Source organism: Streptomyces sp. NPDC052773 (assembly GCF_044547145.1).
GTDB lineage: Bacteria > Actinomycetota > Actinomycetes > Streptomycetales > Streptomycetaceae > Streptomyces.
The window spans coordinates 120,084-146,173 of record NZ_JBITZX010000012.1; the positions used below are offsets into that span (position 1 = coordinate 120,084).

The window sequence follows — 26,090 nt, forward strand, 5'->3', positions numbered from 1 at the left end:
AAACTGCCTGCTCGTAGGGGAGTTCGCCGGATCGGATGCCCCATCCCGCTCAACTTCGCCTTCTGCAGCACCCATTGACACCCCTCACACCCCCACTTAAGTTGCGGCACCACTGCCGGAACATTCGTGGAGGCGCGAACTGACATGACCAACCGGACCGTCGTGACGCGCCGCACCTGGCGGCAGGCCCTGCGCCGCGACTGGCAGCTGTACTCGCTGGCGGTGCTGCCGCTGCTGTTCTTCCTGGTGTTCCGCTATCTGCCGATGATCGGCAACGTGATCGCGTTCCGCCGTTTCGAACCCGGCGGGTCGATCTTCGGCGAGGAGTGGGTGGGGCTGCGCTATGTGGAGATGTTCCTCACCGACCCCACCTTCTGGCAGGTGTTCCGCAACACCCTGTGGATCGGCGCGCTCACCCTCGTCTTCTGCTTCCCGATCCCGATCGTGCTGGCGCTGCTGCTGAACGAGGTGCGCACCCGCGCGCTGAAACGGTTCGTGCAGTCGGTGTCCTACCTGCCGCACTTCCTGTCGGTCGTGATCGTCGCCGGCATCACCCTCCAGATGCTGTCGACCAACGGCCCGGTCAACCACGTCCTCGGCTGGTTCGGGCACGAACCGATCCGGTTCATCCAGGAACCCGAGTGGTTCCGCACCATCTACGTCGGCTCGGAGATCTGGCAGACCGCCGGCTGGGGCACGATCCTCTACCTGGCCGCGCTCACCACCATCGACGACGACCTGTACGAGGCGGCCCGCATCGACGGCGCCAACCGCTGGCGGCAGATCTGGCACGTCACCCTGCCCGGCATCCGCCCCACCATGATCACCCTGCTCATCCTCAACATCGGCACGTTCCTGGCCGTCGGCTTCGAGAAGATCCTGCTGCTCTACAACCCGCTGACGTACCCGACCGCCGACGTCATCTCGACGTACCTCTACCGCACCGGCGTGGAGTCCAACAGCTTCAGCTACGCCGCCGCGATCGGCCTGTTCGAGGCGGTCATCGGGCTGGTCCTGATCACCTCCGCCAACCAGCTCTCGCGTCGCACGGTGGGGACGAGCCTGTGGTGAGACCGAGCCGCTCCTACCGTGTCTTCCAGGGGATCAACGCGGTCGTCCTCACCCTGGTCGTGATCGTCACCCTCTACCCCTTCGTCAACATCATCGCCCGTTCCTTCAGCGGTGAACGGCAGATCCGGGCCGGCGAGGTGACGCTGTGGCCGAAGGGGTTCGACCTCACCACGTACGACATCGTCTTCCACGACGCGATGTTCTGGCGGAACTACGGCAACACCGTGCTCTACACGGTCGTCTCCACCGCCATCGCCATGGTCCTGACGACCTGTTACGCGTACGTGCTGTCGAAGAAGCACCTAAAGGGGCGCGGCCTGCTCGTCGGGATCGCCGTGTTCACCATGTTCTTCACCGGCGGGCTGATCCCGAACTACGTGCTGATCACCAGCCTCGGCCTGAAGAACACCATCTGGGCGCTGGCCCTGCCGAACGCGATCAGCGTGTTCAACCTGCTGGTGATGAAGGCCTTCTTCGAGAACCTGCCGAGCGAGCTGGAGGAGGCCGCGCAGATCGACGGCCTCGGCACCTACGGCATCCTCGCCCGGATCGTGCTGCCGCTGTCCAAGGCGGTCGTCGCGACCATGGTGCTGTTCTACTCGGTGTCCTTCTGGAACTCCTGGTTCGGGGCGTTCCTCTACCTGGACCGCACCGAGCTGATGCCGGTCACCGTCTACCTGCGCAACCTCATCGCCGGTGCGACCGGCGGCGGCAACGCCGGCGCGGGCACCGAACAGCTCACCCAGGTCGCGGCGAACATCCAGGCCGTCACCATCGTGCTCACCTCGCTGCCGATCCTCTGCGTGTACCCGTTCGTCCAGCGCTACTTCGTCTCCGGCGTGATGCTCGGCGCGGTCAAGGGGTGACACCCCCCGCGCGCGCCCTCAACGGCCCAACGGAACAAGGGAGTCCGACGTGAAGAACACAGGCCGGCTGTCGCGGCGCCAGATCCTCTCCGCCGCGGGATTCATCGGACTCGCCACCCTCGCCGGCTGCGGCGGCGGCGAGGACGGAGAGGACGGCAAGGACCTGTCGCGCAAGCGGGACGGCGCGATGAAGAACCACCGCGCCGGAGAGCCGTTCAAGGCTTCCAAGCCGCTCACCTTCGACGTGCTGCACAACAACAACCCGGTCTACCCGCTCAAGGACGACTGGCTGTTCTGGGCGGAGCTGACCCGGCGCACCGGCGTCACCCTGAAGCCCGTCGCGGTGCCCCTGGCGGACTACGAGAAGAAGCGCAGCGTCCTCATCGGCTCGGGCGACGCCCCCTTCCTGATCCCGAAGACCTACCACCCCTCCGAGGTCGCGTTCGTGTCGTCCGGCGCGATCCTCCCCGTCAGCGACTACGTCCACCTCATGCCCAACTTCCAGGCGGCGGTGCGCAAGTGGCGGCTCCAGCCGGAGCTCGACTCCATCCGGCAGTCCGACGGCAGGTTCTATCTGCTGCCCGGCCTGCACGAGAAGGTCAGGTCCGGATACTCGCTGGCGCTGCGCACGGACGTCCTCGAACGGCTCGGCCTGAACCCGCCCACCACCTGGGACGAGGTGTACGAGGTGTTCACCGCGATCAGGCGGGAGTACCCCGACCGCTACCCCTTCTCCGACCGCTGGAGCACCAACACGCCCTACCCGGCCGCCGCCCTGTTCAGCTACCTCGGCCAGGCGTACGGGGTGCGGGCCGGATGGACGTACACCAACATCAGCTGGGACGCGGACGCGGGCACCTTCGTCTTCACCGGCGCCACGGACGCCTTCCGGCAGATGATCGAGTTCGTGCGGAAGCTGGTCGCGGAGAAGCTGATCGACCCCGAGAGCTTCACCCAGACCGACGACGAGGCCGTGCAGAAGCTGCTGGGCGAGAAGACCTTCGCGATCAGCGCCAACCCGCAGGAGCTGGTGCAGAACTACCGCTACAACCTGCGCAAGCAGGTGAAGGGCGCGAAGATCGAGATGGTGCCGGTGCCGATCGGGCCCGCCGGCCCCGTCGTGCTGGGCGGCGCCCGCCTGGAGAACGGCGTGATGATCTCCAGCGAGGCGCTGAAGAGCGACAACTTCGTGGCGCTGCTGCAGTTCGTGGACTGGCTCTGGTACTCGGACGAGGGCCAGCGGTTCGCCCGCTGGGGCGTCGAGGGCGTCACCTACACCCGCTCCGGCGGCCGGTACCGGACGAAGGACGGCATCAGCCTCATGGGCTCCGACCCGGACGCCCCGAAGGACCTCCAGAAGGACTACGGCTTCTACAACGGCGTCTTCGCCTACGGCGGCAGCTGGGAACTGGTCTCCTCCATGTTCGGCCCGGACGAGCGGAGGTTCCAGGACGCGATGTCCCGGCGGCGGCAGCTGCCCGTCGACCCGGCCCACCCGCTGCGGACCGAGGAGCAGGAGCAGGCCCAGCTGTGGGAGACCCCGCTGCGCGACCACGTCACCCAGAACACCCTCAAGTTCGCCCTCGGCAAGCGCCCGCTGTCGGAGTGGGACGACTACGTCGCCGAGCTGAAGGCGAAGAACATGGACCGCCTCGTCGACCTGCACAACCAGGCCCGCGAACGCTTCGAGCAGGAGAACGGGTGATCCGCGTCCCCGACGGACCGGGCGGCCCGTTCCCCACGCGGGGCACCCCCGCCGCCTTCGGAACGGGCCCCCTCTCCCGGGCCGCCGCGCTGATCCACACCCTGGTCACGGTCCAGGCGCTGCTGCTGCTCACCACCGCGCCGGGCCTGGCCGGGCTGCTGCTGCTCGGGCCGGACCCGTCGAACCTGCCCCTGGCCGCCCTCTGCCTGCTGCCCGTGGGCCCGGCCGCGTGCGCCGCCGTCTACGCCCTGTACCACCGCAGCCGCGACCTCGCCGATCTGCACCCGGCCCGCGCCTTCCGGCGCGGCTGGCGGCTGAACGCCGTCCCCGCGCTGAAACTGTGGACGCCGCTGCTCGGCTGGCTCACCCTCATCGCCTTCACCCTCACCCACTTCACCGCGACCGGCCTGCCCCGCTGGTGGGCGGCGCTGCTCGCCGTCACCGGCGCCGGCGCGCTGCTGTGGGGCGCGCACGCCCTGCTGATCACCTCGCTGTTCGCCTTCCGCGCCCGGGACACCGCCCGGCTCGCCGCCTGGTTCCTGCTCCGCCACGGCCGTACCACCCTGGCCGCCGCCTCCCTGACGTTCCTGGCCGCCGCGTTCACCGCCTGGCTCACCGAGGCGCTGCCCGCCCTGCTGGCCGCCCCGCTGCTGCTGTCCCTGCTGCACGCCGGCCGCCCGGTGATCGCCGAGACGGAGAGGGAGTTCACCGGATGACCACGCCCCGCACCGACCGCATCCCGTACGGCGGCGACTACAACCCCGAGCAGTGGCCCGAGCCGGTGTGGGACGACGACCACCGGCTGTTCACGCGGGCCGGCATCGACACCCTCACCGTCGGGGTCTTCGCCTGGTCCCTCACCCAGCCCGCCGAGGACACCTACGACTTCACCGTCCTCGACCGCGTCCTCGACCGCGCCGCGGCCGAGGGCCGCCGGGTCTGCCTGGCCACCGGCACGGCCGCCGTGCCGCCCTGGCTGGCCACGGCGTACCCCGAGGTCAACCACACCGACTTCGAGGGCCGCCGCCACCGCTACGGCCAGCGCCACACCTTCTGCCCCAGCTCACCGGCGTACCGCCGCCTCTCCACCGCCCTCGCCGGCCGGCTCGCCGAACGCTACGCTCGCCACCCCGCCCTGCTCGCCTGGCACATCAACAACGAGTACCAAGGCCCCTGTTACTGCGAGCGGTGCGCCGCCGCCTTCCGTGACTGGCTGCGCGCCCGGCACGGCACCCTCGACGCCCTCAACGACGCCTGGTGGACCACCTTCTGGTCACACCGCTACACCGCCTGGGACCAGATCGAGCCGCCCAGCGCCCTCACCGAGCACTGGCGCGGCCCCGACCACACCGCCTTCCAGGGCATCACCCTCGACTACCACCGCTTCACCACCGACGCCCGGCTCGGCTGCTTCACCGCCGAGAAGGCGGCGATCCGCGCCCACGATCCGGCGACCCCCGTCACCACCAACTTCATGGGCATGTACCGCCCGCTCGACTACCACCGCTGGGCCCCGCACCTCGACTTCGCCTCCTGGGACGACTACCCGCCCCTCGGCGCCCCGCCGACCTGGCCCGCCCTCGCCCACGACCTGATGCGCGGCCTCAAGGACGGCGCCCCCTTCTGGCTCATGGAGCAGACGCCGTCCACCACGGCGAGCCGGGACGTGAACCCGCTGCGCCGCCCCGGCGAGCTGCGCCTGGCGAGCTGGCAGGCCGTCGCGCACGGCGCGGACGCGGTGCTGTACTTCCAGCTGCGCGCCTCGCGCGGCGCCTGCGAGAAGTACCACGGCGCGGTCATCGGCCACGCTGGCCGCGACGACACCCGGGTCTTCGCCGAAGTCGCCCGGGTGGGTGAGGAGTTGCGGTCCCTGGGCGGTCTCACGCTCGGCGCCCGCACCCCCGCCCGCACCGCCCTCCTCTTCGACTGGGACAGCTGGTGGGCGCTGGAGATCTCCGACGGCCCGTCCCGGCTGGTCCGCTACCAGGACGTCGTGCACGCCTACTACCGGGCCGCGCGCGAGGCGGGCGCCGACGTGGACGTGATCCCGGTGACCGCGGACCTCACGCCGTACGACGTGGTCCTCGCCCCCGTGCTGCACCTGGTGAAGGGCGACCTCGCGGCCCGTCTCGAGGCGGTGGCCGCGCGCGGCGGCACGGTCCTGGCCACCTTCCTCTCCGGCCGCGCCGACCTCCACGACCGGGCCTTCCCCACCGACGTCCCGGGGCCGCTCGCCCGGCTCATGGGCGTGCGCGTGGACGAGTGGGACGCGCGTCCGGCCGACGTCGTCAACCCGGTCCTGTTCGACGGGGCGCGGGTGGACGCCCGGCTGGTGTTCGAGATCGTGCTGCCGCGCGGCGCGGAACCCGTAGGCGTCTACCAGGAGGACTTCTACGCGGGCACCCCCGCCGTCACCCGCAACCGGTTCGGAGCGGGGGAGGGCTGGTACGTGGCCACCGCGCTGGACCAGCCCGGCGTCGACCGGGTCGTCCGCCGCGTCCTCGACCGACACGGGCTGATCGGGCCGTACGCCGCCCACCGCGCCGTCGAGACCGCGCACCGCGTCACCCCGGACGGCACCCGGCTGCTGTTCCTCCTCAACCACGCCGCCGAGCCCGCCCACCTGACCGCGCACGCCCCCGGGAGGGATCTCCTCACCGGCCGGCGGGTCGAGCGGGGCGACGCCCTCCCGCTCGACGCCCGGGGCGTCGCCGTCCTGCGGCTTCAGTGGATCCGGCGGCCGTGCGCGTCCGGCACGCCGGACTTGCGGAAGAAGTAGCTGTTGATGTGGTCCCGCCACTCGCGGGCGCTGCGCACCTGCTCCTCGTACCGCTCCGCCACGCGCGCGTGCCGCCCCGGCTCCACCAGGTCCGCGAGCGAGGCCCACACCCGGCGGGCCTCCTCCACCTCCTCGACCCCCTCGAAGTGGGTGTCGTAGATGTGCTGGATCACCGTCTTCCCGCTGTGCAGGACATGGTCGTAGGGCACGTGGTGGAAGAACAGCAGCAGCTCGTCGGGGCAGGTGTCCGGGGACTCGTACAGCTCCGACCAGGGCTTCGCGTACTGCGCGGCGTAACCGGTGCCGCCGGCGCGGCTGCGGTCGACGCCGACGCCGTCACGGTCGGCGAAGTGGTAGGTGCCCCAGGGGCTGTACTCGTAGCCGTCGACGCTCGGCCCGTAGTGGTGCCCCGGCTGCACCATGAAGCCGACGCCGAGCGGGGCGGTGTACTTCTCGTACGTCCGCCACGAGTCCTTCAGCACCGCGTACACCCCGGCCCGCAGCCGCTCGGGCTCCCGGGTGCGCTCGGGCGTGAAGGTCAGGTCGATCCACTCGCCGAGGAGCCGGTACGGGTCGGCGCCGGGCTCCCAGCCGAGCCGGCCGACCGAGTAGAGGTTGGCCTGGGCGAGGGGGTGGCCCGTCCAGTAGGGGTCGTCCCCGGCGTTGGAGACGGCGACCAGGCCGCCGCGCGCCAGCTCCGCGACGGTCGGCGTGCCCTCCCCCTCGGGACGGAACCGCAGCACCTCGCTCCACATCGGCGCCAGCGCGCACACGTGCCGCTGCTGGCCGGTGTACTCCTGGGTGGCCTGGATCTCCACCGCGATCCGGGTGCCCGGCATGGCCCCGATGACGGGGGAGACCGGCTCGCGGACCTGGAAGTCCATCGGGCCGTGCTTGACCTGGAGGACCGCGTTGTCGCGGAAGGTCCCGTCGAGCGGGGCGAAGTGGTCGTACGCGGCCCGCGCGCGGTCCGTCGAGCGGTCCCGCCAGTCCTGGCGGTGGTTGTAGACGAAGGCCCGCCAGTGCACCGTGCCCCCGTGCGGGGCGAGCGCGTCGGCGAGCAGGTTCGCCCCGTCGGCGTGGGTGCGGCCGTAGGCGAACGGGCCCGGCTGCCCCTCCGAGTCGGCCTTCACGACGTAGCCGCCGAAGTCCGGTATCGCCGCGTACACCCGCCCGGTCGCCTCAGCCCACCAGGCGCGCACCGCCGGATCCAGCGGGTCGGCGGTGGGCAGGCCGCCGAGGACGACGGGCGCGGCGAACGTCACCGACAGATGGGTGCGGATGCCGTACGGGCGCAGCGCGTCCGCCAGGTCGGCCACCTCGCCGAGCCGGTCGGTGAGCAGCCGGGCCTCCTCCGCGTGCACGTTCACGTTGTTCACGGCGACCGCGTTGATCCCGCTCGCCGCGAGCAGCCGCCCGTACGCCCGTACACGGTCCAGGTCCCCGCGCGCCACGCCGTCCCGCCAGAACAGCGAGCCACCCGCGTAACCGCGCTCAACCTGGCCCATCACCGGGTGCACGGAGACGTTGTCCCAGTGGTTCAGCATGCGCGTGGCGAGCACAGGGCGGTGCGCCTGGCGCTGCCGGTCGCGGTCGAAGGCGGTCCGGCCGAGGCGTACGACGTGGAAGAGGCCGTGGAGCAGGCCGTGCGGGGCGGCGGCGGTGACCGTGGTGCGGCCGTCGCGCCGCTCCAGGAAGAAGCCCTCCTCGCCGAGCCGGTCCAGGTGTTCGGGGCGGGTGCGCAGCAGCAGGTCGTACGGCCGGCCGGGGTCATCGGGGTCCGGCTCGGCGACCCGGGCGGCCTCGCCGCCGAACTCCGCGCAGGCCGCCGTCACCTCGTCGTACACCGTGTCGGCGAGGAGCCCGTCGCCGTGGACGAGGACTCGGCGGGAGCCGAGGGCGCGGAAGGCTTCTCGGGGCAGCCAGGCGGGATCCGGAGCGGCGGCGCTCCCGGCGGCGGACGCGGCGGCGGACGCGGTCAACGAAACCCCCTCGGGTGCGCGGTCGGCGGGGAGAGCCGGGGAAAGTATCGCCCGTGGGCGGGGCGCGCGGGAGGGGGCGATCATCCCCTAGGACGGCATCGGCAGCCGTACCGTGAACTCCGTCCGGCCCGGCTCGCTCGCCACCTCGATCGTCCCGCCGTGCGCCCGCACCAGGGAGGCGGCGACGGACAGGCCCAGGCCGCTGCCCCCGCGGTCGCGGCTGCGGGCCTTGTCGACGCGGTAGAAGCGGTCGAAGACCCGTTCCCGGTCGGCGGCGGGAATACCGGGCCCCGTGTCGGTGACCCGGACGACAGCCGCCCCGGGCGCGACCGAGGCCTCCACGCACACCTCGGTCCCGGCCGGGGTGTGCACGGCGGCGTTGGTGAGCAGGTTGTCCAGCACCTGCCGGATGCGCTGCGGATCGAGCCGCAGTCGCAGCCGCACCGGCCCGCCGCCGGTTCCCCCGGTTCCCGAGAGGCCCTCGGCCCCTTGGGTCCGCACGGTCAGCGGATGGTCCGGGTGGCCGGCCCGGAACGCGTCGGCGGCCTGCTCCACCAGCTCCGTCAGATCCGCCTCGGTCATCCGCAGCGGCGTCTCCACCTCGGCCGCGTCCAGCCGGGCGAGCAACAGCAGATCGTCCAGCAGGAACCCCATGCGGGCGGCCTCGGCGCGCAGCCGCGCCAGGTGCTTCTCGCGCTCCTCGGGCGCGTTGGCGGCGGCGTACTGGAACAGGTCGGCGTAGCCGCGCACGGACATCAGCGGGGTGCGCAGCTCGTGCGAGGCGTCCGCGACGAAGCGGCGCAGCCTCCGCTCGGCCTCCGCGCGCACCGCGAGGGAGTGGTCGATGTGCTCCAGCATGGTGTTGAACGCGGTGCGCAGCTCCTCCACCTCAGGCCCGCCCCCGGCGCGCGGCGCGCGCAGCGGCAGCCGGGCCGCCGACTCGGTCAGATCGTGCGAGGCGATGCCGTGCGCGGTGTGCGCCATGTCGCTGAGCGGCTTCAGCCCGCGCCGCAGCATCCGGCGCCCGAACACCACCAGCGCGAGCAGCGCCAGCCCGAACGCCACGACCTGGATGCGGATCAGCCGTCCGACGGTGTCCTCGATCCCGTCCATCGGCGCGGCGCTCACCAGCACCACCCCGGGCCGGACCTCGCAGGCGCGCAGCCGGTAGGTGCCGGCGCCCCTGAGGTGCTCGGTGCGCAGCACTTCCGTGTGCGCGGCGGTCTGGGCCCGGGCCAGGGCGGTGAAGTCGTCGACGTCCGCGGGCAGGTCGGCGGGGTCCTCGGGCCGGCGCAGCACGGCGGTGCCGTCCGCCACGTCGTACACGGCGTAGTACCAGCGGTAGTACTTCTTCCCGGAGAGCGTGCCGTAGTCCGCGATGCTCTTGGACTGGGCCATCTGGCCCTGCGCCAGCTGGGTGTCGAGCTGGGCCGACAGATAGTCCCGCATGGACGTGGTCAGGGCCGTGCCGACGACCGCGAAGACGAGCAGGGCGAGCGCGCCCAGGCCCAGCGCCAGCCGGGTGCCGAGCCGCAGCCGCCGGTGGGTGGAGGTCAGCCGCCGGATCACTCCGCGGCCTGCCGGATGACGTATCCGAAGCCTCGCACGGTGTGGATCAGCTGTCCGCGGCCGGCCTCGTCCAGCTTGCGGCGCAGGCGGCTGACGACCAGCTCGACGACGTTGGACCGGCCGCCGAAGCCGTACTCCCAGACGTGGTCGAGGATCTGCGCCTTGGTGAGCACGGTCGGCGACCTGCGCATCAGATAGCGCAGCACCTCGTACTCGGTCGGGGTGAGCGTCAGCAGGGTGCCGTCGCGCCGCACCTCCCGGGTGTCCTCGTCCATCGTGAGGTCCCCGACCCGCAGCACCGACCGCTGGAACCCGGGTCCGGCGCTGCGCCGCAGCACGGTCCGCAGCCGGGCCATCAGCTCCTCCACCGCGAACGGTTTGACCAGGTAGTCGTCGCCGCCGCGGGTCAGTCCCGCCACCCGGTCGGCGACGCCGTCGCGCGCGGTGAGGAACACCACCGGCACCATCGTGCCCGAGGCGCGCAGCCGGTCCAGGACGCCGAAACCGTCGAGATCGGGCAGCATCAGATCGAGCACCACGATGTCCGGACGGAACTCGGCCGCGCGGCGCAGTGCCTGCTCGCCGGTGTGGGCGGTGACCGCCTCCCAGCCCTCGTAGCGGGCGACCGTGGCGACGAGGTCGGCGATGGGCGGATCGTCGTCCACGACGAGCAGTCGTACTTTTTCCACCCGTTCATAGTGCGTGACCCACCCGGACGGACCAGTCCCGCGCGCGAGCCGGGCAACGATCGATACACACTTGAAAGTTGTACGACAGGAAATCGACAGCCCCGGGCGGCCAAGCTCGGTGTCCTCGGCTCCGGCCCCCTCGGTGACCTCGGTCCCCGAACCACTCGGCGCCTTCATGGCCCTCGACTCAGGAGTTGCCGTCCGTGACGACCGTCCAATCGCCTCCCCGGCCCCCCACGGCGATACGCCCCCGGATGGTGGCGCGCACCGGTCTGTACGCCGTGCTCGCCGCCAACGCGGCCGTCGTGACCGTCTTCTTCACGCAGGCCGGGTTCGCCTCCAACGCCCTCGTCGTGCTGGGCCGCGCGGCCGGCCTGTACGGCGCGCTGCTCATGGCCTTCCAGCTGCTGCTGGTGGCCCGGCTGCCCTGGCTGGACCGCCGCATCGGCATGGACCGGCTCACCCTGTGGCACCGCTGGACCGGCTTCGCGCTGCTGTGGACGCTGCTCGGGCACGCCGTCTTCATCACCTTCGGTTACGCCGACTCCTCCGGGATGGACCCGGTGAACCAGCTCGTGGACCTCGCCGAGACCACCGAGGGCGTGCTCCGTGCGGTGGCCGCCCTCGCCCTGATCCTCGCCGTCGGCGCCGTCTCCGCCCGCTTCGCCCGCCGCCGGCTCGCCTACGAGACCTGGCACTTCGTCCACCTCTACACCTACCTGGCGGTCGTCCTCGCCTTCTCCCACCAGGTCGCCACCGGCACCACCTTCGTCGCCTCGCCCGCCGCCACCGCCTACTGGTGGACCCTGTGGGGCGCCGCCCTCGGCGCGGTCCTGCTCGGCCGCGTCGTACTGCCCGTTCGGCGGAACCTGCGCCACCGGCTGCGGGTCTCCGCGGTCGTCCCGGAGAACGACGACGTGGTCTCCGTCTACGTCACCGGCCGCGACCTCGACCGGCTGCCCGCCCGAGCGGGCCAGTTCTTCCTCTGGCGGTTCCTCACCCGCGACCGCTGGTGGCAGGCCAACCCGTTCTCCCTGTCGGCGGCGCCCGACGGCCGCACCCTGCGGCTGACCGTGAAGGCGGCCGGCGACGGCAGCGCCGCCCTGCGCGACCTGCGGGTCGGCACCCGGGTGTTCGCCGAGGGCCCCTACGGCGCGTTCACCACCCTGCACCGCACCCGCCCCGACGCCGTCCTCGTCGCGGGCGGCGTCGGCGTGACCCCCATCCGGGCGCTACTGGAGGAGCTGAGCGGTCACGCCGTCGTCATCTACCGGGTCGCCACCGAACGGGACGCCGTCCTCCACGACGAACTCCGCGAGCTGGCCCACGCCAAGGGCGCCGAGCTGTACCTGGTCACCGGCCCCGCCACCCCCGACCGCCTCGCCCCGGCCGAACTGGCCCGCCTGGTTCCCGACATCGCCGACCGCGACGTCTACCTCTGCGGCCCGCCCGGCATGACCGCCGCGGTCCGGCGCAGCCTGCGCGAGCTGGGCGTACCGGCCCCGCAGATCCACTTCGAGCGCTTCAGCCTGGCCGGATGACCGGCACGAGGGGAACGGCGAGCACGACCCGTACGACGCGAACGAGGGAAGCACCGTGAAACGAGCACTGCCCGTCCTGGTCCTGACCGTCGCCGGACTGGTCCCCGTCTGGCGCTACGCGCCCTCCCACGAGTCCGCGCCCACCGGCGAGGCCGCGGCCGCCCCCGTGCCCGCCGCGTCGGCGCCCGCCGCCTCGTCCGACGTGGTCGCGGGCCCGGCCGTCGCGACCGAGAAGGGGGACGTGCAGGTCGAGGTGACGTTCGAGGGGGAGCGGATCGCGGCGGTGCGGATACTGCGCCAGCCGAACCATCCGCAGACGACGAACGCGGTGCCGGTGCTGATCGAGGAGACGCTGCGGGCGCAGAGCGCGGACATCGACACCGTCTCCGGGGCGACGATCACCAGCGAGGGCTACCGGAAGTCGCTTCAGGCCGCGCTCGACGCCCGGGGAGCGTGACATGTTCCGGCGGGTCGAGCACGTCATGGGCTTCCCGGTCTCGCTGCGGATCGACGACCCCGAGGTGCCGGAAGGGGCCGTGGACCGGATGTACGGCTGGCTGCGGGAGGCCGACGAGCGGTTCAGCCCGTTCCGGCCCGGCAGCGAGGTGTCCCGGCTGGACCGGGGCGAGATCGCGCCGGAGGCCGTCAGCGCCGGCCTCGCCGAGGTGCTGGCCATCGGCGAGCGGTACCGGACCGCCACCGGCGGCGCCTTCGACGTCCGGATGCCCGGCCGCGGCCTCGACCCGTGCGCGGTCGTCAAGGGCTGGTCGGTGCAGCGGGCGGCCGGACTGCTGACCGCCGCCGGGGTACGGCGGTTCTGCCTCAACGCCGGGGGTGACGTGGTCGTCGCGGGCGGCACGGCCGAGGCGCCCTGGCGGGTGGGCGTACGGCACCCCGACCACGCCGACCGGGTCTGCGCCGTACTGGAACTCACCGACGGCGCGGTCGCCACCTCCGGCCGCTACGAGCGCGGCGACCACATCCTCGACGCCCGCACCGGCCGCCCCGCCACCGGCCTCCTCGCCGTCACCGTCGTCGCCCCCACCCTCACCGAGGCCGACACCGTCGCCACCGCCGCGTTCGCCCTCGGCCCGGACGGCGTCGCCTGGGCGGCCGGGCAGCCCGGTTGCGAGGTGTACGCCGTCGACGCGGAGCGCCGGGTGCGGCGGACGCCGGGGGTCCCGCTGGCGGCGGCGGACGCCGCGTGAGCCGCCCGTGCGGCAACTGCCTTACCGGCGGCGGGAATCGGCGGCGGTCCGTTGATCCGCCCGCCACACAACGGGTCTAGACTCTCCCGGCAACGGCCCGCCGCCGTGCCCGGCGGTCCCGGCGAGAGCGGACGGCAGCTGCCAGACCCGAAGGGTGTTCGGCGTTTTGATACGGATGGATTCAGTCACCAAGCGGTACCCGGACGGAACGGTGGCGGTCGACCGGCTGTCACTGGAGATCCCGGACCGGGCCATCACGGTCCTGGTCGGACCGTCGGGCTGCGGCAAGACCACGACCCTGCGGATGATCAACCGGATGGTCGAGCCGACCGAGGGAACGATCCTCCTCGACGGCGCCGACATCCGCCGCCGGCCCGTCAACGAGCTCCGCCGCTCCATGGGGTACGTCATCCAGCACGCCGGTCTCTTCCAGCACCGCACGATCGTCGACAACATCGCCACCGTGCCCCGCCTGCTCGGCTGGCGCAAGGAGAAGGCCCGCGCCCGCGCCCGGGAGTTGATGGAGCGCGTCGGCCTCGACGCCTCCCTCGCCCGCCGCTACCCCTACCAGCTCTCCGGCGGCCAGCAGCAACGCGTCGGCGTGGCCCGCGCGCTGGCCGCCGACCCGCCCGTCCTCCTCATGGACGAGCCGTTCTCCGCGGTCGACCCCGTCGTCCGCAAGGGACTCCAGGACGAACTCCTGCGCCTTCAGGACGAGTTGGGCAAGACGATCGTCTTCGTCACCCACGACATCGACGAGGCCGTCAAACTCGGCTCGATGGTCGCCGTCCTGCGCACCGGCGGCCGGCTCGCCCAGTTCGCCCCGCCCGCCGAGCTGCTGTCGAACCCCGCGGACCCCTTCGTCGAGGACTTCCTCGGCGCCGACCGGGGCATCCGCCGCCTCTCCTTCTTCTCCTCCGCCGGACTCGACCTGCTGACCGCGCCGATCGTCGCCGTCGACGCCACCGCCGAGCAGATCGCCGCCCGCGCCGCCGCCGGCACCCGGGAGGGCGTCCCCTACCTCCTCGTCACCGGCGTCGACGGCACCCCCCTCGGCTGGGCGGAGCCCGGTGACCTCACCGCCGGTGACATCCGCCCGGAGCGACTGCTGCCCTGCGGGCGGCCGTTCGTCGCCGGCACGGACTCGCTGCGGGCCGCGCTGGACTGCGCGGTGCTCTCGCCCACCGGCTGGGCGGTCGCCGTCGACGGCGAGGGCCGGGCCGCCGGGGTCGTCTCGCAGCAGAGCATCGGCGAGGCCATCCGCGGCGCCCACGCGGACGACGCGAAGCCCGGGGAGCCGGGGGAGCCCGGGGAGCCCGGGGAGCCGGGGAAGCGGGGGGAGCCGGGCGGGGCGATGCCCGGCAAGCAGGGCGACGCGAAGTCAGCGAAGGCCGCGCGATGAGCGAGTTCTTCGACCTGCCGAGCGACCTCCAGAACAGCTACGCGGGCCTGATCGTCCAGCATCTGCGCCTCGCGCTGGTCCCGGTGCTGGCGGGCCTGCTCGTCGCGCTGCCCATCGCCCAGCTGTGCGTACGGCTGCGCTGGCTGTACCCGCCCGTGCTGTGGGCGACCACCGTGCTCTACGCCATCCCCTCGCTCGCCTTCTTCGTCGTCCTCATCGACTACACCGGCATGAGCGAGATCACCGTGATGATCCCGCTGACCGTCTACAGCCTCGTGGTCTTCGTCCCGGCGCTCGTGGACGGCGTCCGCTCGGTGCCGAGGGAGACCCTGGACGCCGCCACCGCCATGGGCTTCGGCCCCGTACGCCGCTATCTCCAGGTGCAGTTGCCGATCGCCGCCCCCGCCGTCATCGCCGGCCTGCGGGTCGCCTCGGTGTCCAGCATCTCCCTGGTCAGCGTCGGCATGCTGATCGGCAACCAGGGGGCCCTCGGCAACCTGCTCAACAGCGGCATGATCTACCACCAGCCGCGCCTGGTGTGGCTGTCGGTCGTCGGCACGGCCGTCCTCGCCCTCCTGGTGGACGCCGCGCTGATCCTGCTGCGCACGCTGATCACCCCCTGGATGCCCGCCGCGAAGGGTGCCGCCCGGTGAACGTACTGAACTTCGTCGACGCCTTCTTCAGCAACGGCGCCCACTGGCAGGGGTACGACGGCATCCCCACCCGCCTCCTGGAACACGTCCGCTACACACTGCTGGCGCTCGCCATCGCCGCCGCCGTGGGACTGCCGGTCGGCCTGCTGACCGGCCATACCGGACGCGGCGGCAACGCCCTCGCCCTGATCGCGACCGCCGCCCGCGCCCTGCCCAGCTTCGGCCTGATGGTGCTGATGTTCGTGCTGCTCGGGCTCGGACTGGCGCCCGTGATGATCCCGTTGGTCGTGCTCGCCGTCCCGCCCATCCTCGTCACCACCTACGAGGCGATGCGCTCCGTCGACCCCGCCCCGGTGGACGCCGCCCGCGGCATGGGCATGGGCGAGGCACAGGTGCTGCTGCGGGTCGAACTCCCGGTCGCGCTCCCGCTGATCCTGAGCGGGCTGCGCTCGGCGGCCATCCAGATCGTCTCGACGGCCACCATCGCCGCGTACGTCAGCTTCGGCGGCCTCGGCCGGTACATCGTCGACGGCCTCTACCAGCGCGACTACGAGAAGGTCGTGGGCGGCGCCACCCTGGTCGCCGCCCTCGCCCTGGCCACGCTGGGAGTGTTCTGGGTGGCCGGGCGCCTGGCGGTGTCCCGGGGCGTGCGCCGCGGCGGCTGAACCGGGCTTCCGCATTCCGGCTACCGGCTTGCAGTTTCCGCCGTCCGGCTTCCGCCGTCCGGCTTCCGGCTTGCAGCTTCCGCCTTCCGCCTTCCGGCGCCTCAGCTCTCGGCGCGCGCCAGCGCGAGCTCCAGGACGACGAGCAGCGCGTCCCGCACCGAACCGCGCTCCCGGGCGTCGAACACGACGACCGGGACGTGGTCGGCGACGTCCAGCGCCCAGCGGACCTCCTCCAGGGAGTGCTCGACCCGCCCGTCGAAGGCGTTGACGGCGACCGCGAACGGGATCTCCCGGTGCTCGAAGTAGTCGACGGCGGCGTAGCAGTCGTCGAGGCGCCGGGTGTCGACGATGACCAGCGCGCCCACCGCGCCCTCGACGATGTCGTCCCACATGAACCCGAACCGCTCCTGCCCGGGTGTGCCGAACAGATACAGCTTCAGCGTCGGGTCGATGGTCAGACAGCCGAAGTCCATGGCCACGGTCGTCGTGGTCTTGCGCGGGGTGTGGGTCAGGTCGTCCACACCCGCCGCGACCTCGGTGATGGCCGCCTCCGTGGTCAGCGGCTCGATCTCGGAGATCGCTCCGACCGCGGTGGTCTTGCCCACCCCGAAGCCGCCCGCGATCACCATCTTCACCGGCAGCGGCGGCCGTACGGCGCTCCGCGCGGCGCCGCCGGTGGAGGCGCCCGGGAAGCCATGGAGGGCGACGGGCTCAGTCGGTGTCACGGAGTACCCCTCGGGAGTCGGGGATGGCCCGCAGGCCATCGATAACCCTGCGCAGGACGGAGGCGTCATGGGTGGCGGCCGTGTCCGGCACGTGCACCGCCAGATGCCCGGCCGCCCGCAGATCCTCGGCGAGCACCCGGACCACGTTCAGATGCAGCCGCAGCCGCGCCGCGATCTCCGCGAGGGACTGCGGCCGGGCGCACACGGCGACGATGTCGTGCTGCTCGAAGGCGAGCCGGCCGAGCGCGTCCAGCCCCTCCGCGGTGGCGATCACCTGCGTCTCCACCGGCATCGGCCGCCCGGCCGCGGCCTCACCGGCACCCGCCACCCGTCCCGCGGTGACCAGGAAGGGACGTACGGCGGGAACGGGACCGACTGATTCCGGCTCCGGCTCCTGGTCGTGGGGCCGGGCCGGGGCCGGGGGCGGAACCGGGGCCGGGGGCGGAACCGGGGCCGAAGGCGATGCCGGGCCCATGGCCGGGGCCGGGTCCGGGGATGTGGCCGGGTCCGGGGCCGTGGCCGGGGGCGGCGGGGGACCGTCCGCCATCAGCCCGCCGGCGCGGCGCCGACGCTGTTCTTCAGCTCCAGCACCAGCTGGGGGCTGAGCGCGGCACCGGCGCGGTTGGCGAACAGCGTCATCTCGTACGCGATGTTGCCCAGCTTGGCCTCCTTGTCGGCGACCACGCCGAGCACGGCACCGCTGCCGATCGCGGAGACCAGGACATGGCCGCCCTCCAGATCGATGATGACCTTGTTCAGCGCGCCCAGGCCGTAGTTGCCGGAGGCTCCGGCGGCCAGGCTGGTCAGGCCGGAGACGATCGCCGCCAGCCGCTCGGAATGGGCTCGCTCACGCAACTGCGCCACCGCGATGAGCAGCCCGTCCGAGGACACCGCGATGGCGTCCACGACACCGGCGGTCTCGGTCGCGAAACGGTTGAGCAGCCAGGTGAAGTCGGCTGCGGCGGCCCGCAGGTCGTCCGGTGCGGTGTCTCCGGCGGGAGTGCCACCTGTCTGCGTGCTCAACTCTCCGCTCCTTCCGGGGGATTGGTCGTGGGCTCGTTACGCGTGTGCGGGTCCGGGGTCTCGGACGGGGTGTGCGGGAGGTCCGGGCGGGGGATGCCGGTGCCGTTGCTGTCGCGGTGGGCGCGTTCGACGGCCGCCTCGAACTCCTCCAGCGCGTCGCGCACCGCCTCCGCGTCGGCCGGGGGCACCGCCTGCCGCGCGGCATGCCGTTCGGCGTCCGCGCCCAGCGTCGTCCGCAGCGTCGCGCCCCGGACCCGTCGCCGCAGCGGCCGTGCACCGCCGCTGCCCGCGGGGTCGGCTTCCGTGCGGGCGCGCGGGATGAGCGGGGCGTCACCGGGGGCGGCGCCGGGTTCCCGCCGGGGGAGTCGCCGGGGGAGCGGCGCGGGAGTGCCGCCGGGGGTGTCGCGGGGGGTGTCGCCGGGGGCGTGCGGTCCGGCGTTCGTCGAGGGCCCGGCGTGAGGGGTGCCGGGAGGCTCGGTGCTGGGGGTGGTGGTGCGGGGGAGGTCGGTGGTGCCCGAGGCGTGCGGCGAGGCGTGCGTCGGGGGCGCGGTGGCGGTCCCCGGTCGTTCCTCCCCGGCGGCAGGGGCGGCGCCGTCCGGGCTTCCCGGTGTTCCGGGCCGTACGCCGGCCGGACCGCGTGGGTCGGCGAGCGTGGTGTCCGTACGGCGGACACGCTCGGCCGGCACCGGGCCGGACGCCGACGGCAGCGCGCCGGGGGCCCGAGGCGCCGGAGTCGCCGGCGCCAGCAGGAGCTCCGGCGGCAGGGCGACCTCGGCGGTCACACCGCCGCCGGGGGTGCGGGACAACGTGACCCCGATGTCCCAGCGGCGCGCGAGCGTGCCCACCACGAACAGGCCGAGCACCTTCGTCGGCACGAGGTCGAGCCGTTCGCGGCGGATCAGCCGGGCGTTCTCCTCGGCCAGGCGCTCGGCGCTCATGCCGAGACCGTGGTCGGCGACCACGACCGTCGCCCCGTGCGGGCCACCCTGCACGGTGACCTCCACGGCGCTGCCCGCGGGCGAGAACGACACGGCGTTCTCCAGGAGTTCGGCGACCATCAGGGTCAGGTCGCCCACCGCGTCGGGCTCCACCATGACCTCGGTCCCGGCGTGCAGCTCGACGCGCTGATAGCCCTCGATCTGCCCGAGCGCGGCCCGTACGACGTTGGTGAGTTCGGTCGGGCCCGCGTCGAGCGAGGCCTCGTGGATGCCGGCCAGCAGCATCAGGCTGTCGGCGTTGCGGCGCAGCCGGACCGCGATGTGGTCGATGCGGTACAGGCGCTCCAGCAGCGCGGGGTCGGTCTCGCCGCGCTCTACGGCGTCGATGAGCGCGAGCTGCCGGGTGGTCAGGTTGCTCACCCGGCGGCCCACGTTGCCGAACATCTCGGCGACGTTGCGCCGGCTGAGCACCTGCCGCTCCAGCAGCGCCGCGGCGGTGGTCTGCACATGGTTGAACGCCTCGGCCAGCTCGCCGATCTCGTCGCGGGCGGTCACCGGCACCTCGCTGAGCCGCAGCGGCGCGTCGTCCTCGGCGTCGTCGTCGGCGACCCGCGCGAGTTCGCGTCCGGCGACGTCGGCGACGGTGCGGGCGGCGCCGGTGAGCGCCTGCACGGGCCGTACCACGGAGCGCCGTACCGCCACCGCGAAGGCCAGCCACAGCGCGAAGCCGAGCAGGGCGAGGCCCAGCAGCCAGCCGGCGTTCCACCAGGCGTCGGCGGAGGCCTCGTCCGCGCGGTCGGCGATCTGGTCGATGAGTGAGGCGGTGATCTCCAGCCGGGTCGCGGACTGGTCGCGGTAGGCGGGGTAGGCGGCCAGCGCCTCGTTGAACTTCTCCCGGATCCGCTCCGGCGTGCCCGCCTGGAGATTGCTCGGGTCGATCTGGAGTTCGGCGTACTGCCGGCCGATGACGGCCTTCGCCGGGCTGTGCTCGATGCCGCGCAACTCCGCCACCTGTGCCTCGGTGGCGAACCGGCCGAAGCGATCGGCCTGGTGCTCGTACAGCTCGTGGGCGCCGACCGCGTTGACGAACTCGATCAGGGCGTTGGAGTCGCCGGTCGACGCGGAGAACACGCTGGTCTCGAAGGAGCTGTGGGCGGCGTCCGCGCGCAGCAGGGAGTCCAGCAGATTGCCGGTGAAGGTTGCGGCGAGAGGGGTGTTGCGGTCCAGGCCGAGCCCGTCGATCAGGGCCTTGGCGACGCCCGTGTACGCCGGGTCGATGTTGTCGGCGGGCAGATAGCCCTGCTCGATGGTGGCGCGCAGGCTGTCCAGGCCGCTGATCTCGCGCAGTGCCCGCGCCTCGGTGTCCGGCAGCCGGTCGCCGAAGGTGTCGCGCACCTTCTCCACCTGGGCGTCGACCGCGTCCTGCGCCTCCTGGTAGCCCTCCGCCGAGGGCTGGGTGCCGGCGCCGGACGCCTCGTGGCGTACGGACAGCAGGATGGCCTGCTGGTGCTCGGCCTCCACGCGGTCGACCAGGGTAGCCACCTGGGCGCTGTCGCGGACGAGTTGTGCCGCGCTCGCCGCGTCCCTCGCCCGTTCGACCTGGTCGGCGATCAGATAGACGAGTACGGCGGCGAGTCCCGCGAGCGGCACGCCGACGAGGACGTTGAGCTTGCGGCGGAACGGCCACCGGTCGGCGAAGCCCCGGATCCCCGCCTCGTGGGTGGACATCGGGCCTCCTCCATGACCGTTTGTGATCGACTTTTGTGATCAACGTGTGTGATCAACGTGTGTGATCGACATGGACGTGTGTGACGGGCGTCAACTCCCGGGAGACTACCGCCTCTTGAGGTGATCGCCGACGACTGCACGTCAAGAATCCGTTACAACCCGCTCTGTTTCCTTGGGAGTTCGTTCGCTTTTCCTACACAACTTGCCGGTTGGGGATGGTCAACCGACCACTTGTTGACGGCGATTGTGATCAGGTGACCCTTGACTGATCGAGAAGGCGCTGGATTGGATCGACGGCAGCGCAACGCCACCACTCCCTCAGCCCCGGAACGGGAAACCGTGACTTCTACCGTGAAGAGCAGCGTGAACAGCAGCCGGTCCAGCAGGAGAAACCGCGGCGCGGCCGCCGTGGCACTCGCCGTCGCGACGGCGCTGCTGGCGGGCTGCGGCTCGTCCGAGGACGAGGCCGACAACCCGCTCGCGGAGGACAAGGCGGACAGCGGCACCGTCGTCGTCGGCTCCAACAACTTCGCCGAGAGCATCCTCCTCGCCGACATCTACGGCGAGGCCCTGAAGGCCAGGGGCATCAAGGTCACCTACAAGCCCAACATCGGCAGCCGCGAGACCACCTACGGCCTGCTGAAGAACGGGTCGATCACCGTACTGCCGGAATACAACGGCTCACTGCTCGCCTACCTCGACCCCGACGCCGAGCAGAAGTCCGCCGAGTCGGTGAACGCCGCCGTCAAGGCCAAGCTCGACTCCAAGCTGACGCTGCTGGAGTCGGCGCCGGCCGAGGACAAGGACTCCGTCTCGATCAACGCCCAGACGGCGAAGAAGTACGGCCTGAGCGCCCAGTCGACGCTCGCCGACCTCAAGGACATCGCGCCCGACCTGGTCATCGGCGGCTCGCCCGAGTTCCAGACGCGGCACCAGGGGCTGGTCGGGCTGGAGAAGGAGTACGGCCTGAAGTTCAAGTCCTTCAAGGCGCTCGACGCCGGGGGGCCGCTGACCCAGGCCGCGCTGGCGAAGAACACCGTGCAGGCCGCGGACATCTTCACCACCGACCCGACCATCACCAAGGAGAAGTTCGTCGTCCTGCGGGACCCGAAGAACCTCTTCGGGTTCGCCAACGTCACCCCGCTGGTCCACAAGAGCGGCCTCTCCCAGGAGGGCGTGGACACCCTCAACGCCGTCTCCGCCAAGCTCGACACCAAGACGCTGCTCGACCTGGACTCCCAGGTCCAGCTGGAGAACAAGGACCCGCTGGACGTGGCGCAGGCCTGGCTGAAGTCGGTGGGCCTCGACTGACGGACCTGACGGACCTGACGGACACGGATTTCCTGACGGACTGACCGACCTGACCGGCTTGACCGACCTCACGGACCTGAAGACGCCCGCCGATGAGCACGACCACGGACGAACCACCGCTGCGGCCCGGCCCGGCGGAGCGCGGCCCGGCGGAGCCCGGCCCGACGGAGCCCGGGCCGGCGACCGGCGTCGACCTCGACGGTGCCGGACTGACCGTCGAGGACGTGGCCCGGCTCGCCGACGGCACGGCCGTGCCGAGCGTGCCGTCCGCCGCCCTGGAGCGGGTCCGGCGCTCCTGGCGGGCGGCGCAGCGGCTCGCCGCCGCGGGCCGGCTCTACGGCCGCGCCACCGGCGTCGGCGCGCACCGCTCGGTCCCGGTCGGGCCGGACGACGAGGCGGACCACGGGCTGCGCCTGCTGCGCAGCCACGCGGGCGGCGCCGGCGCCCCGCTGCCCACCCGTCAGGTCCGCGCGATGCTCGCCGTCCGCGCCAACCAGCTCCTGGCCGGCGGCTCCGGCATCCACCCCGACATCGTCCACGGCCTGGTGGAGGCCCTACGCCTCGGCCACCACCCCGCGGTCCCCGAATACGGCGGCCTGGGCACCGGCGACCTCACCGCCCTCGCGGAAACAGGCCTGGCCCTGATCGGCGAACGCCCCTGGCTCCCTGACGTCCATGCCCCCGGCCTCGATTCCGGCCCCGGCTCCGCACCGGGCTCCGCACCCGGTTCCGGCTCCGCCTCTGGCTCCGATCCTGCCCGAGGCCCAGCGCATGTCCGTGGCCCGGGGCCCGGCCGAAGCCCAAGCATCAGACCCGCACCTGGTCTTGGCCCCGGACTTGACCCCGGCCCGAGCCCGAGCGTCGGCCCCGGTCGCGGCCTCGGCCCTGACTCCCGGCCAGACCCGGGCCCCGACCTCGGTCCGGAACCCGGCCCCGGCCCCACCCCCACCCCCATCCGCCTCCGCCCCGGCGACGCGCTCGCCCTGCTCAGCAGTAACGCGCTCGTCCTCGGTCAGGCGGCGCTCGCCTCGCACGCGCTCGGCGCCCTGCTGCGGGCGACGCACGCCGTCGCCGCGCTGTCGCTCGCCGCGGTGTCAGGGTCGCCGGAGGCGTACGCCGCGCCGGTGCACGCCCTGCGCCCGTACCCCGGTGCCGCGCGCGCCGCGGCAGAGGTGCGGCGGCTGCTGGAGCTCCCGGAGCGGCCGGCCGGCTTCGGCAGCCGTATCCAGGATCCCTACGGCTTCCGCGCGTTCCCCCAGGTGCACGGGGCCACCCTGGACGCCGCGGACGCGCTGCGCCGGATCGTCGAGACGGAGATCAACTGCCCGACGGAGAACCCGCTCATCGCCCCGGACGGCACCGCCGCCTACCACCACGGCGGCTTCTACGCCGCCCCGCTCGCCCTCGCGCTGGACGGCCTGAACCTCGCCCTGCTGCAGACCGCCCAGCTCTGCGCCGCCCGGCTCACCGCCCTCGGCCGCCCGGACCTCACCGGGCTGCCCGCGTTCCTCGCCACCGGCCCGGCGGGCAGCTCCGGCACGATGATCCTCGAGTACACGGCCACCTCCGCCCTCGCCGAGCTGCGCACCTGCGCCACCCCCGCCTCCGCCGGGCACGCCGTCCTCTCCCACGGCCTGGAGGAGGCCGCCAGCTTCGCCTCCCAGGCCGCCCGCCAGACCCTGCGCGCCACCGACGCCTACCGCACCGTCCTCGCCTGCGAACTGGTCACCGCCGTACGAGCCCTCCGTCTGCACCCCTCCCCGCCCCGGCTCCCCGTCCTCGCCGTCGCCGCCGCGGCCCTGCCCGCCGGTACCGAGGACCGTCCCCTGACGACCGACCTGGCGCGGGCCGAGGAGCTGCTGATGACCTTGGCGGAGCTGTAGCGGTCAAAAACCGGTCGCAAGGGGGCAACTCGGCGACAGCGAGGGTGGGTTTCCGGACGGATCGAGGGTTTCCCCTGTATCCCTGTGACCTTCCCTTTGCCTATCGTTCGAGCACAGCTGACCCACAGGTAACCCCTTGCACAGCTGACGCACTTCGCGCCTGGCCGGCCACCGCGCTCGCTTTTCGGTAAGCCCCCCTCCGCTTCGACGACGAAGCGCCCGATCGCCGCTCCGAGCTGCCCGGAGTCCGGCACGCGAAAGGCACGCCCTTGCGTACTTCCCCGTCCCTGCGACGCAAGCTGATATCCGTCGCCGCCCTCTCCGCGGCGCTGATCACGGCCGGCACCGCCTCGGCCGCCGTCGCCCAGGAGCCCGCTCCCCAGGCCACCTCCCCGCAGGCCTCCGCCGACCTCGCCGCCCGCACCGAGGCCGCCCCCGGCGTCGTCGCCGAACGCCTCATCGTCGGCTACGAGTCCGGCGCCTCCGAGGCCAAGTCGAACAAGGCCGCCGAGGCCGACGCCGCCGCCAAGGGCAAGGAGGCCGGCGAGAAGCTGGACTTCCAGCGCCGCCTCGGCACCGGCGCCGCCCTCGTCGACCTCGGCGAGGACCTGACGAAGGCGGACGTCGCCGACGTCATCGCCGAGTACCAGGCCGACCCGCAGGTCGCCTACGTCGTCCCCGACCGCCTGAACAAGCCGCAGGCCGACCCGAACGACACCGACTACGCCAAGCAGTGGGACCTCTTCGAGGCCACCGCCGGCATGAACGTCCCGGGCGCCTGGAACACCACCACCGGCACCGGCGTCACCGTCGCCGTCATCGACACCGGCTACGTCGCCCATTCCGACCTCGCCCCGAACATCGTCGGCGGCTACGACTTCATCGCCGACACCGCCGTCGCCGTCGACGGCAACGGCCGCGACAGCGACCCCTCCGACCCGGGCGACTGGTACGCCGCGGGCGAGTGCGGCGCCGGCGTCCCCGCCTCCAACTCCTCCTGGCACGGCACCCACGTCGCCGGCACCATCGCCGCGGCCACCAACAACGCCAAGGGCATGGCGGGCATCGCGTACGGCGCGAAGATCTCCCCGATCCGCGTCCTCGGCAAGTGCGGCGGCTACGACTCCGACATCATCGACGCCATCACCTGGGCGTCCGGCGGCACCGTCTCCGGCGTGCCCGCCAACACCAACGTCGCCAAGGTCATCAACATGAGCCTCGGCGGCGACGGCGCCTGCACCAGCGCCACCCAGAACGCCATCAACGCGGCCGTCGGCCGCGGCACCACGGTCGTCGTCGCGGCGGGCAACGACAACGAGAACGTCGCCAACCACTCGCCGGGCAACTGCAACAACGTCATCTCGGTCGCCGCCACCAGCCGCACCGGTGCCAAGGCCTCCTACTCCAACTACGGCTCCCTGATCGACATCTCGGCGCCCGGCGGCCAGACCAGCACCGGCACCGCGAACGGCATCTACTCCACGCTGAACTCCGGCACCAAGACGCCGTCGACCGAGTCGTACGCCTTCTACCAGGGCACCAGCATGGCCACCCCGCACATCGCGGGCCTCGCCGCGCTGATGAAGTCGGCCAACTCCGCGCTGACCCCGGCCCAGATCGAGTCGGCCATCAAGTCCAACGCCCGTCCGCTGCCCGGCGCCTGCTCCGGCGGCTGCGGCGCGGGTCTCGCGGACGCGACCAAGACCGTGCAGGCGGTGAGCGGCTCCGGCGGCACGGACGGGTCGACGGGCAGCACCACCTTCACCAGCACCACGGCCGTGAACATCCCGGACGCCGGCTCGGCGGTCGAGTCCCCGATCACCGTCACCGGCCGCAGCGGCAACGCCCCCTCGGCCCTCCAGGTGGGCGTGGACATCACCCACACCTACCGCGGTGACCTGGTCATCGACCTGGTGGCGCCGGACGGTTCCACCTACCGGCTGAAGTCCTCCAGCTCCTCGGACTCCGCGGACAACGTCCTCACCACCTACACGGTGAACGCCTCCAGCGAGGTCGCCAACGGCACCTGGAAGCTGCGCGTGCAGGACGTGGCCGCGCAGGACACCGGCCGCATCAACAGCTGGAAGCTGACGTTCTGATCGAGGTCTGAACGCCTCCCCGAAACGGGCGGGCCGGACGGTGCGGATGGGCGCCGGACGGCCCGCCTTTCTGTTGCCCCCAAATAAAGAACCGCACATCCGGTTTTTTCATGGGGGAGTTTGTCATATGCCGAGCCCCCGGATCGTAAGGTTCCGGTCATCGCCCTCCTGCATCACCGCTGGTTGGAGCTAGGATGAACTGCGTCGACTCGTCCGCGAGGAGGCGACGTGGAAAACTGACGGGGCGGCACAT

Annotated in this window: 21 protein-coding genes; 14 read left to right on the top strand and 7 right to left on the bottom strand. The window is 72.5% G+C overall.

Going from position 1 to position 26,090, the window contains the following annotated elements; all coding sequences use genetic code 11:
- The first annotated feature begins 144 nt into the window (after positions 1 to 144).
- Genes ACIG0D_RS25200 through ACIG0D_RS25220 form a run of 5 tightly spaced genes read left to right on the top strand, consistent with a single transcriptional unit; the run spans position 145 to position 6,421 of the window.
- Positions 145 to 1,071 (top strand): ABC transporter permease, encoded by a 927-nt coding sequence (locus ACIG0D_RS25200; protein WP_399804946.1) that lies wholly within the window; start codon positions 145 to 147, stop codon positions 1,069 to 1,071.
- On the top strand, positions 1,065 to 1,937 hold the full coding sequence (locus tag ACIG0D_RS25205; RefSeq protein WP_399804949.1) for a carbohydrate ABC transporter permease: 873 nt from the start codon (positions 1,065 to 1,067) through the stop codon (positions 1,935 to 1,937). The genes ACIG0D_RS25200 and ACIG0D_RS25205 overlap by 7 nt, the downstream gene beginning before the upstream one ends.
- Before the next feature lie 49 nt (positions 1,938 to 1,986).
- Positions 1,987 to 3,642: an extracellular solute-binding protein gene (locus tag ACIG0D_RS25210; protein ID WP_399804952.1), complete on the top strand. Its 1,656-nt coding sequence runs from the start codon at positions 1,987 to 1,989 to the stop codon at positions 3,640 to 3,642.
- Positions 3,639 to 4,358, top strand: a complete 720-nt coding sequence (locus ACIG0D_RS25215; protein WP_399804955.1) for a hypothetical protein — start codon at positions 3,639 to 3,641, stop codon at positions 4,356 to 4,358. Before ACIG0D_RS25210 ends, ACIG0D_RS25215 begins: the two co-directional genes overlap by 4 nt.
- Complete coding sequence (locus tag ACIG0D_RS25220) at positions 4,355 to 6,421, top strand: beta-galactosidase (RefSeq protein ID WP_399804957.1); 2,067 nt, start codon at positions 4,355 to 4,357, stop codon at positions 6,419 to 6,421. Before ACIG0D_RS25215 ends, ACIG0D_RS25220 begins: the two co-directional genes overlap by 4 nt.
- Here ACIG0D_RS25220 and ACIG0D_RS25225 read toward each other — a convergent pair.
- The 3 genes from ACIG0D_RS25225 to ACIG0D_RS25235 form a co-directional block, all read right to left on the bottom strand.
- A complete protein-coding gene (locus ACIG0D_RS25225) occupies positions 6,367 to 8,403 on the bottom strand; it encodes an alpha-glucuronidase (RefSeq protein ID WP_399804960.1) in 2,037 nt (678 codons plus the stop codon). The two genes, ACIG0D_RS25220 and ACIG0D_RS25225, sit on opposite strands and share 55 nt — an antisense overlap.
- 87 nt (positions 8,404 to 8,490) lie before the next feature.
- Complete coding sequence (locus tag ACIG0D_RS25230; RefSeq protein WP_399804963.1) at positions 8,491 to 9,972, bottom strand: sensor histidine kinase; 1,482 nt, start codon at positions 9,970 to 9,972, stop codon at positions 8,491 to 8,493.
- Positions 9,969 to 10,661, bottom strand: coding sequence for a response regulator transcription factor (locus tag ACIG0D_RS25235; protein ID WP_399804966.1), 693 nt, complete (start codon positions 10,659 to 10,661; stop codon positions 9,969 to 9,971). The genes ACIG0D_RS25230 and ACIG0D_RS25235 overlap by 4 nt, the downstream gene beginning before the upstream one ends.
- A gap of 203 nt (positions 10,662 to 10,864) precedes the next feature.
- On the opposite strand from ACIG0D_RS25235, the gene ACIG0D_RS25240 reads away from it, so the two are divergent.
- From ACIG0D_RS25240 to ACIG0D_RS25265, 6 genes are all read left to right on the top strand, one after another.
- Positions 10,865 to 12,202, top strand: a complete 1,338-nt coding sequence (locus ACIG0D_RS25240) for a ferric reductase-like transmembrane domain-containing protein (protein ID WP_399804970.1) — start codon at positions 10,865 to 10,867, stop codon at positions 12,200 to 12,202.
- A 55-nt stretch (positions 12,203 to 12,257) separates the two neighbouring features.
- On the top strand, positions 12,258 to 12,659 hold the full coding sequence (locus ACIG0D_RS25245) for an FMN-binding protein (RefSeq protein ID WP_399804971.1): 402 nt from the start codon (positions 12,258 to 12,260) through the stop codon (positions 12,657 to 12,659).
- A gap of 1 nt (position 12,660) precedes the next feature.
- A complete protein-coding gene (locus ACIG0D_RS25250) occupies positions 12,661 to 13,410 on the top strand; it encodes an FAD:protein FMN transferase (protein WP_399804973.1) in 750 nt (249 codons plus the stop codon).
- A 166-nt stretch (positions 13,411 to 13,576) separates the two neighbouring features.
- A complete protein-coding gene (locus ACIG0D_RS25255) occupies positions 13,577 to 14,812 on the top strand; it encodes an ABC transporter ATP-binding protein (protein WP_399805290.1) in 1,236 nt (411 codons plus the stop codon).
- Positions 14,809 to 15,465 (top strand): ABC transporter permease, encoded by a 657-nt coding sequence (locus tag ACIG0D_RS25260; protein WP_399804976.1) that lies wholly within the window; start codon positions 14,809 to 14,811, stop codon positions 15,463 to 15,465. The genes ACIG0D_RS25255 and ACIG0D_RS25260 overlap by 4 nt, the downstream gene beginning before the upstream one ends.
- Positions 15,462 to 16,130, top strand: coding sequence for an ABC transporter permease (locus ACIG0D_RS25265; RefSeq protein WP_399804979.1), 669 nt, complete (start codon positions 15,462 to 15,464; stop codon positions 16,128 to 16,130). The genes ACIG0D_RS25260 and ACIG0D_RS25265 overlap by 4 nt, the downstream gene beginning before the upstream one ends.
- Before the next feature lie 101 nt (positions 16,131 to 16,231).
- Here the strand turns inward: ACIG0D_RS25265 and ACIG0D_RS25270 are convergent, their stop codons facing one another.
- From ACIG0D_RS25270 to ACIG0D_RS25285, 4 genes are all read right to left on the bottom strand, one after another.
- The gene (locus tag ACIG0D_RS25270) at positions 16,232 to 16,855 is read right to left on the bottom strand and encodes a GTP-binding protein (protein WP_399804982.1); all 624 of its coding nucleotides are present in this window, start codon (positions 16,853 to 16,855) and stop codon (positions 16,232 to 16,234) included.
- Entirely contained in the window at positions 16,842 to 17,330 is a 489-nt protein-coding gene (locus ACIG0D_RS25275) for a DUF742 domain-containing protein (protein WP_399804985.1), read from the bottom strand. Before ACIG0D_RS25275 ends, ACIG0D_RS25270 begins: the two co-directional genes overlap by 14 nt.
- A 71-nt stretch (positions 17,331 to 17,401) precedes the next feature.
- Positions 17,402 to 17,878: a roadblock/LC7 domain-containing protein gene (locus ACIG0D_RS25280; RefSeq protein WP_166002879.1), complete on the bottom strand. Its 477-nt coding sequence runs from the start codon at positions 17,876 to 17,878 to the stop codon at positions 17,402 to 17,404.
- Positions 17,875 to 20,544 carry an ATP-binding protein gene (locus ACIG0D_RS25285; RefSeq protein WP_399804989.1) on the bottom strand — a complete coding sequence of 890 codons (2,670 nt, stop codon included), beginning with the start codon at positions 20,542 to 20,544 and terminating at the stop codon, positions 17,875 to 17,877. The genes ACIG0D_RS25280 and ACIG0D_RS25285 overlap by 4 nt, the downstream gene beginning before the upstream one ends.
- A 363-nt stretch (positions 20,545 to 20,907) precedes the next feature.
- Between ACIG0D_RS25285 and ACIG0D_RS25290 the strand changes: the two genes are divergently transcribed.
- The 3 genes from ACIG0D_RS25290 (at position 20,908) to ACIG0D_RS25300 (ending at position 25,837) form a co-directional block, all read left to right on the top strand.
- Positions 20,908 to 21,855: an ABC transporter substrate-binding protein gene (locus tag ACIG0D_RS25290; protein WP_399804992.1), complete on the top strand. Its 948-nt coding sequence runs from the start codon at positions 20,908 to 20,910 to the stop codon at positions 21,853 to 21,855.
- Between the two features lie 92 nt (positions 21,856 to 21,947).
- Complete coding sequence (locus tag ACIG0D_RS25295; protein ID WP_399804995.1) at positions 21,948 to 23,738, top strand: aromatic amino acid lyase; 1,791 nt, start codon at positions 21,948 to 21,950, stop codon at positions 23,736 to 23,738.
- Between the two features lie 269 nt (positions 23,739 to 24,007).
- Positions 24,008 to 25,837 (top strand): S8 family peptidase, encoded by a 1,830-nt coding sequence (locus ACIG0D_RS25300; RefSeq protein ID WP_399804998.1) that lies wholly within the window; start codon positions 24,008 to 24,010, stop codon positions 25,835 to 25,837.
- Positions 25,838 to 26,090: the final 253 nt, after the last annotated feature.